At 71.3% G+C, this 7,354-nt stretch carries 7 protein-coding genes; 5 read left to right on the top strand and 2 right to left on the bottom strand.

Annotated features, from left to right (window positions below; translation table 11 throughout):
• The 4 genes from QL985_RS11460 to QL985_RS11445 form a co-directional block, all read left to right on the top strand.
• Positions 1-720 (top strand): DUF4245 domain-containing protein (locus QL985_RS11460; protein ID WP_290147905.1); only part of this gene is annotated, 720 nt, incomplete at its 5' end.
• 195 nt (positions 721-915) lie between these two features.
• Positions 916-1,566, top strand: a complete 651-nt coding sequence (locus tag QL985_RS11455) for a carbonic anhydrase (protein WP_144802913.1) — start codon at positions 916-918, stop codon at positions 1,564-1,566.
• Positions 1,567-1,945: 379 nt separating this feature from the next.
• Positions 1,946-3,352 (top strand): class II fumarate hydratase, encoded by a 1,407-nt coding sequence (locus QL985_RS11450; protein WP_047978078.1) that lies wholly within the window; start codon positions 1,946-1,948, stop codon positions 3,350-3,352.
• A 455-nt stretch (positions 3,353-3,807) separates the two neighbouring features.
• On the top strand, positions 3,808-5,550 hold the full coding sequence (locus QL985_RS11445) for a pyruvate dehydrogenase (protein WP_019310171.1): 1,743 nt from the start codon (positions 3,808-3,810) through the stop codon (positions 5,548-5,550).
• Between the two features lie 122 nt (positions 5,551-5,672).
• Here QL985_RS11445 and QL985_RS11440 read toward each other — a convergent pair whose 3' ends face one another.
• Positions 5,673-6,140 (bottom strand): NUDIX domain-containing protein, encoded by a 468-nt coding sequence (locus tag QL985_RS11440; protein WP_019310172.1) that lies wholly within the window; start codon positions 6,138-6,140, stop codon positions 5,673-5,675.
• A 73-nt stretch (positions 6,141-6,213) separates the two neighbouring features.
• Positions 6,214-6,834, bottom strand: coding sequence for an A24 family peptidase (locus QL985_RS11435; RefSeq protein ID WP_144802916.1), 621 nt, complete (start codon positions 6,832-6,834; stop codon positions 6,214-6,216).
• Here QL985_RS11435 and QL985_RS11430 point away from each other — a divergent pair.
• The coding region (locus QL985_RS11430; protein WP_290147903.1) for a hypothetical protein at positions 6,833-7,354 on the top strand (522 nt) is incomplete at its 3' end. The genes QL985_RS11435 and QL985_RS11430 overlap by 2 nt on opposite strands.

The raw sequence follows: 7,354 nt of genomic DNA, 5'->3' as shown, positions 1-7,354 counted from the left end.
GCCTCCGGTGCAACCAGCAACCCCGGTGCGTCCTCCCCTTCCAGCATCGAGGGTGATTCCGGGAGCGCTGGTCCCGTCCCCGGTGCGGGGAGCGCCGCCCCGGAGACCGGACCGGGCGGCGTCGGCAGCGGCACGGAGAACGCCGGGGACGCCGAGCAGCCCGTCCCCCAGCTGACCACCAAGCAGGCGGCGCGGATCAACGCCCCCATCCGGGGCATGGTCATCTCCATGGTGGTGCTCATGCTCCTGCTGCTGCCGTTCCTGTGGCTTCAGCCCAAGCCGGACGGACAGCCCTACCGCGCGAACGTGGACGTGGGCCAGGAGGCCGCGTTCGTGGCGGACCAGGCGCCCTTCACCCCGGCGGCCCCGCAGCTGCCCGAGGGGTGGAGCGCCAACTACGCGCGCTGGACCGAGAACTCCGAGGACGGCGTGCCGCTGTGGAACGTGGGATACCTCTCCCCCGAGTACCACCTAGTGGACCTGGTGCAGACGGCCGAGTCCAACCCCACGTGGCTCGCGCAGCGCACCGAGCAGGCTCCGCAGACCGGCGAGAAGACCGTCGGCGGGGTCACGTGGACCCTGCACCACCGCGAAGCCACGGACAAGCAGGAGGAGTACACGGCGTGGGTCGCCGACCTCAAGGACTCCACCGTGGTGCTCAGCGGCAAGGCACCGGACGCGGAGTTCGAGCAGGTCGCGCAGGCGCTGTCCGGCTCCTGATCCCCCGCCGTGTCCAGGGGTGGCGCCTGTGCTTCGGGAGCCCGCAGACCTCGGGACCGCCACGATCGCCTTGACCGACCGGACTCAGGCCGCTGTCCGCGGCCCCGCAGAAGCACGGCGTGAGCCGGTCTACCCTGGAACCGATGCGGGCCCGATCGGCGCCCGCGAACCCTTCGAGCACCCTGGAGCCGTTGCGTGAGCACTCAGACCACCGCCGTGGACCACACCCCCCGCACCCCGCTCGAGGCGTGGCGCGCCCTGCAGGACGGCAACGCCCGCTTCATCGCCGGGCAGACCGAGCACCCTCACCAGGACGCGCAGCGCCGCAAGGACCTCGCGCAGTCCCAGAAGCCGTTCGCCGTGATCTTCGGGTGCTCCGACTCCCGGCTGGCCGCGGAGATCATCTTCGACCTCGGCCTCGGTGACACCTTCGTGATCCGCACCGCCGGTCAGGTGATCGACAACGCCGTGCTCGGCTCCCTGGAGTACGCGATCGAGGTGCTCGGCACGCCGCTGATCATGGTCCTCGGCCACGACTCGTGCGGCGCGGTGACGGCCACCAAGGACTCCGTGGAGTCCGGGCAGCTGCCCCGCGGCTTCCAGCGCGACCTCGTGGAGCGCATCACCCCGTCCGTCCTGGAGGCCAAGCGCGCCGGGGACGCGGACCTGCAGGACATGGTCGTGGAGCACACCCGGCAGACCGCCGCACGGCTCATGGACCACTCCGCCGCGATCTCCGGTGCGGTCACCCGCGGGGACGCCGCTGTGATCGGCGTGTTCTACCACCTCACGGACGGCAAGGCCGAGCTGGTCTACAGCGAGGACCCCGCCTTCGGCGAGGCCTGAGCCGCCCGGCCGCACCTCCACGCGTCCGCACCCGCCCGGCCGCGGCCCCGCGCCGCACACCCGCGTGATGCTGTGGTGGGGAGCAGACGCAGCATCAGGGCCCACTTTCTGCACTATCGACACATGAGAGCGTCCCGGTCCGTGCGGAGGCGAGCGGCTGCGGGTGCGGGTTCCCCACCGGAGGTCCGTGCGAAGGCCTCTGGGCGGGCGACGACGCGGCGGCACCCGGGCGGGCGACGTCGCCGTCCGTCCCGCGGCCGCTCAGGCGCTGGTGCGGCGGAGGGGCGGCACCCGGGCGGGCGGCGTCGTCGTCCGTCATGCGGCCGCTCGGGCACTGGTGAGGCGGGCGCGCGGCGGTGCGGGCGCCTAAACTGGGGCCATGGCTGAAAACACCGAGTACCGCATCGAACACGACACCATGGGCGAGGTGCGCGTTCCCAAGAACGCGCTCTACCGTGCGCAGACGCAGCGCGCCGTGGAGAACTTCCCCATCTCCGGCACCACCCTGGAGCGCGAGCACATCAGGGCGCTCGCCCAGGTGAAGAAGGCCGCCGCCACCGCCAACGAGGAGCTGGGTGTGCTGGACGCGCAGCGCGCGCAGGCCATCCGCGACGCCGCGGACGCCGTGGCCTCCGGCGAGTACGACGCCGACTTCCCGATCGACGTGTTCCAGACCGGCTCCGGCACCTCCTCGAACATGAACACCAACGAGGTGCTCGCCACGCTCGCGTCCCGGGCCCTGGAGTCCGCGGGCGTGGAGGTCCACCCGAACGACCACGTCAACGCCTCGCAGTCCTCCAACGACGTGTTCCCCACCTCGGTGCACGTGGCCGTGACCAACGCCCTGATCAACGACCTCAAGCCTGCCATGGACGTGCTCGCCACCTCCCTGGAGAAGAAGGCCGCGGAGTTCAAGGACGTCGTGAAGTCCGGGCGCACCCACCTCATGGACGCCACCCCCGTGACCCTGGGCCAGGAGTTCGGCGGCTGGGCCGCGCAGGTGCGCTACGGCATCGAGCGCATCGACGCCTCCCTGCCGCGCGTGGCCGAGGTCCCCCTGGGCGGCACCGCCGTGGGCACCGGCATCAACACCCCGGACGGCTTCTCCGCGCGTGTGATCGAGCTGCTCTCCGAGGAGACCGGGCTACCCCTCACGGAGGCCCGCAACCACTTCGAGGCGCAGGCCAACCGCGACGGCCTGGTGGAGGCCTCCGGGCAGCTGCGCAACATCGCGTACTCCTACATGAAGATCATGAACGACATCCGCTGGATGGGCTCCGGGCCCAACACCGGCCTGGGCGAGCTGCACATCCCCGACCTGCAGCCGGGCTCCTCGATCATGCCGGGCAAGGTCAACCCCGTGATCTGCGAGGCGACCATCCAGGTGGCCGCCCAGGTGATCGGCAACGACACCACGGTGGCGCTGTCCTCCACCAACGGCGCGTTCGAGCTCAACGTGGGCATCCCCGTGATGGCCGCGAACCTGCTCGAGTCCATCCGTCTGCTCGCGAACGCGTCCCGCGTGGCCGCGGAGAAGATGGTGGACGGGCTGCAGGCCAACGAGGAGCGCTGCCGCTTCCTGGCCGAGGCCTCCCCCTCGATCGTGACCCCGCTGAACAAGGCCATCGGCTACGAGGCCGCCGCGAAGATCGCCAAGCACGCCGTGGCCAACAAGGTCACCGTGCGGGAGGCGACCATCGAGCTCGGCTACGTGGACGGCGAGAAGCTCACCGAGGAGCAGCTCGACAAGGCGCTGGACGTCACCACCATGACGGGCAACCACTGAGCGACCGGTTGACCGCCGCGCCCACCTGCGCGGCGAGCGCGTGACAGGACCCGGCCTCCCCCTGAGGAGCGGCCGGGTCCTTCCGTCTCCGGGCCGGGGACCCCGCTCCGGCCCCGGAGCGCGCCGCGGGGTCGGGTCCGCGCGTCCGGCGCCACGAGGTGGGCCGGGGTGTGACGGGGGCTCGCCCGGGCGTCTCGTGACCGGGGTTCCGCCTCCCGCATTCCGGACCACCGTGCGCGGACGACGCCGCAGGGTCGGGTCCGCGCGCCCGGTCCCGCCCGTCCGGCGCGGGACCGAGCGGCTGCGGGGCCCTCGTGGGACGCCGCACGCGCCGGTGTTCCGTTGCCCACAGATCTTTTCGCCTGCAAGGACCCGGGACTACCCTGGATCACAGAGACATTCGTGATGCCCGCCCGGGTGCCCCCCGCGGCGGGCCGTTCCTTCGAGGAGACAGTGTGAAGCTCGCAGAACAGATCGTCCAGCAGCTCGTGGAAGCCGGCGTGGAGCGCATCTACGGCGTGGTCGGCGACAGCCTCAACCCCATCGTGGACGCCGTGCGCCGCACCGGCGGCTCCGCGAAGGGCGGGATCGACTGGGTGCACGTGCGCCACGAGGAGGCTGGTGCGTTCGCCGCGAGTGCCGAGGCCCAGCTGACCGGCAAGCTCGCGGTGTGCGCGGGCTCGTGCGGTCCCGGCAACCTGCACCTGATCAACGGGCTCTACGACGCCAACCGCTCCGGTGCGCCCGTGCTGGCCATCGCCTCCCACATCCCCTCGCAGTACATCGGCTCCGAGTACTTCCAGGAGACCCACCCGGACCGGATCTTCACCGAGTGTTCCGTGTACTCGGAGCTGGTGAGCACCCCGCAGCAGTGCCCCGCCGTGGTGAGCTCCGCGATCCAGTTCGCCGTGACCAGCCCCGGCGTCTCCGTGGTGACGCTGCCGGGTGACCTCGCGGACTCGGACGTCGCGGTGGAGGCCCGGCCGTTCGCCGTGCCGGCACCGAGCGCCGTCGTTCCCTCGGACGAGACGGTCGAGCGCATGGCGCAGGCCCTGAACTCGGCCAAGAAGGTCGCGATCTTCGCGGGCATCGGCGTGGCCGGCGCCCACGACGAGGTGATTGCCCTCGCGGACACCCTGAAGGCGCCCGTGGGCCACTCGTTGCGCGGCAAGGACCAGATCCAGTACGACAACCCGTTCGACGTGGGCATGACCGGGCTGCTGGGCTACGGTGCCGCGGCGGAGGGGCTGCACGACGCCGACGTGATGCTCATGCTCGGCACCGACTTCCCGTACGACCAGTTCCTCCCGGACGTCACCACCATCCAGGTGGACACCGATCCCACCGTGATCGGGCGCCGCACCGGTGTGGACATCCCCGTGCACGGTGACGTGAAGTCCACGATCCTCAAGCTGCTGCCCGAGCTCACGGTCAAGTCCGACCGCTCGTTCCTGGACAAGACCCTGGCCAAGCACGACAAGCTCATGAACAAGGCCGTGGGGGCGTACACCCGCAAGGTCGAGAAGATGACACCCATCCACCCGGAGTACGCGGCGTCCATCCTGGATCAGGTGGCGGCCCGCGACGCCGTGTTCACCGCGGACACCGGCATGTGCAACGTGTGGAGCGCCCGCTACATCAACCCGCTCGGCACCCGCCGCATCCTGGGCTCCTACCTGCACGGGTCCATGGCCAACGCCCTGCCGCAGGCGATCGGCGCGCAGCTGGCCGAGCCGGGACGCCAGGTCATCTCGATGTCCGGCGACGGCGGGCTCTCCATGCTCATGGGCGAGCTGCTGACGCTCGCGGCCTACAACCTGCCCGTGACCGTGGTGGTGTTCAACAACTCCACGCTGGGCATGGTCAAGCTGGAGATGCTCGTGGACGGGCTGCCGGACTTCGGCGTGGACGTGCCCCAGGCGAACTACGCGCAGATCGCGACCGCCATGGGCATGCAGGGCATCCGGGTGGAGAAGCCCAAGGACCTCGAGTCCGCGTTCACCACCGCGCTCGCCCACCAGGGCCCGTCCGTGGTGGAGGTCATCACCGACCCCAACGCTCTGTCCATCCCCCCGGAGATCAAGAAGGACCAGGTCTTCGGCTTTGCCACCGCGATGTCCCGCATCGTGCTCAACCGCGGCGCTGGCGAGGCCGTCTCCATGGCCCGTTCCAACCTGCGCAACATCCCGCGCGGCTGATCCGCCGGCCGGGTCCGTCCCGGCTGGCTCCTTCCCGGCGGGGCCCGTTCCCACCCGGGGACGCACGGACGACGACGCCGCGGAGCCGCCCCCGCGGCGTCGTCGCGTGTCCGGGCGCGGGCTCAGCTCTCGAAGCCGGTGCGCCCCGTGAACTCCAGCGCCGCGTGCAGTCGCTCGGCCTGGTGCTCAGGCATCTCCGGGAGGGCGTCCACGGGGTACCAGCCGACCTCGAGGGACTCGTCGTCCGCGACCCGCGCGTCCCCGCCCACGTAGCTGCACAGGAACGTGTGGTCCAGGAACTGGCAACGGTCCCCGTTGGGGAACTCCACTACCCCTCCGGCCTTGACCCGCACCAGGGCATCCACGGTGATCTCCACCCCCGTCTCCTCGAGGCACTCCCGACGGGCGGCCACACCGGGGTCCTCCCCCGGCTCCACGATGCCGGTGATGAGCCCCCAGTTCCCGTTGTCCGCGCGCCGTCCGAGCAGCACCTTGCCCTCGTGCAGCACCACGGCGGTGCAGCCGGGCAGCCACAGCAGGTCGTGGCCGATGCTGCGCCGCAGCTGCTGGATGAAGTCCGGGACGGCCATGGGGTGATCTCCTCGGGGTGCAGGGGTGCAGGGGTGCAGAACTCCGGCGGTGGGCGGGTTCAGGAGGGCCCTGTCACACGAACGCCACCACACCCAAGCTTCCCACGATCATGAACGGCCCCAGGGGAATGCGGCTGGAGGGTCCTGCCCTTCCCGACAGCAGCAGCACAGCGCAGAAGGCTCCCGCGAGCAGGAACGTGGCCGCGAGCGCCACCACCGTGTGGGTCACGGAGGAGAAACCGGTGAGGATCCCGAGCACGCCCGCCAGGCGCACGTCCCCGAGTCCCATGCCCGCGGGATGCGCCAGTCTCAGCGCCAGGAACAGCCCGCCCATGATGAGCATCCCCCACAGCATCCACCCGAGCCGCTCAGGGTCGTCCCCAAGGACTGCCGCGGCGCCCAGCAGCAGGACCGTGACGGGGTAGAGCGGTCGCACCACGGAACCGGGAAGTCGGTGCTCGCGGATGTCGGTGGCCGCGAGCCACACCCCGGAGCACGCGAGCACCAGGACGGCCAGCGCGCACAGCACTGCCGCGAGCTGGGCACTGAGTGCCGCTTCCTGCAGGTGGTCCCCCACGAATCCCCCGATGCCCGCCAAGTTGGGCTGCATCATGGGGCCATGGTAGGCACCGCCCAGCCGCCTGCCGGAGATGTTGCGGGGGCTGTGCAGGGCGGCTTCGTAGACTGGGCCCATGAGCGTTCCCTGGCAGACCCGGCCCGCCCACCCGGACGTGTCCGAGGAGACTTTCGCGGCCCTCTGCCGCTCCTCGCCGTGGCGCTGGGACACCCTGCGGTTCTCACTGCACTGGGTGGGCGGCGGCGACACCACGCCCGCGGAACCCGTGCGGGCGTGGCTGCGGCGCCCCTCGGACCTGCGCGTCGAGACGCTGCACGGCGAGCCCCTCTACACGTCCACGTCCCTGGAACGCTCCCGTGACGACTTCTACGTCACGGACACTCCCCGTTCGTGGCTGCTCCCGCCCGCCCTGGTGGCGCCGGTCTACGACGACCACGGCCTGGTCACCCGCCGTCCCGAGGCCGCCTACGGGGACCCGGTGTTCGGCGGCGGCCGGTGGCAGGCGATCCTGGATCCCGTGGAGTGCGTGGGGCCGGCGCCCGTGCCTCCCTACCTCCCGGAGCAGCGCCCCGCGGTGCTGCGCTCCGTGGTGGCGGGGGCCTTCGCCGGACGCCGCGTGTGGTGCGCCACCGTGGAA

It is taken from the genome of Kocuria sp. APC 4018, assembly GCF_030407675.1.
Lineage (GTDB): Bacteria > Actinomycetota > Actinomycetes > Actinomycetales > Micrococcaceae > Kocuria > Kocuria rhizophila.
Note: the sequence above shows the minus strand (reverse complement) of the source record. Positions and strands in the feature narration are given on the sequence as shown.

Coding starts and splice junctions, on each gene's coding strand:
- QL985_RS11450 (WP_047978078.1), top strand. CDS start 1,946: ATGGCTGAAAACACCGAGTACCGCATCGAACACGACACCATGGGCGAG.
- QL985_RS11435 (WP_144802916.1), bottom strand. CDS start 6,834: ATGGGCCCAGTCTACGAAGCCGCCCTGCACAGCCCCCGCAACATCTCC.
- QL985_RS11440 (WP_019310172.1), bottom strand. CDS start 6,140: ATGGCCGTCCCGGACTTCATCCAGCAGCTGCGGCGCAGCATCGGCCAC.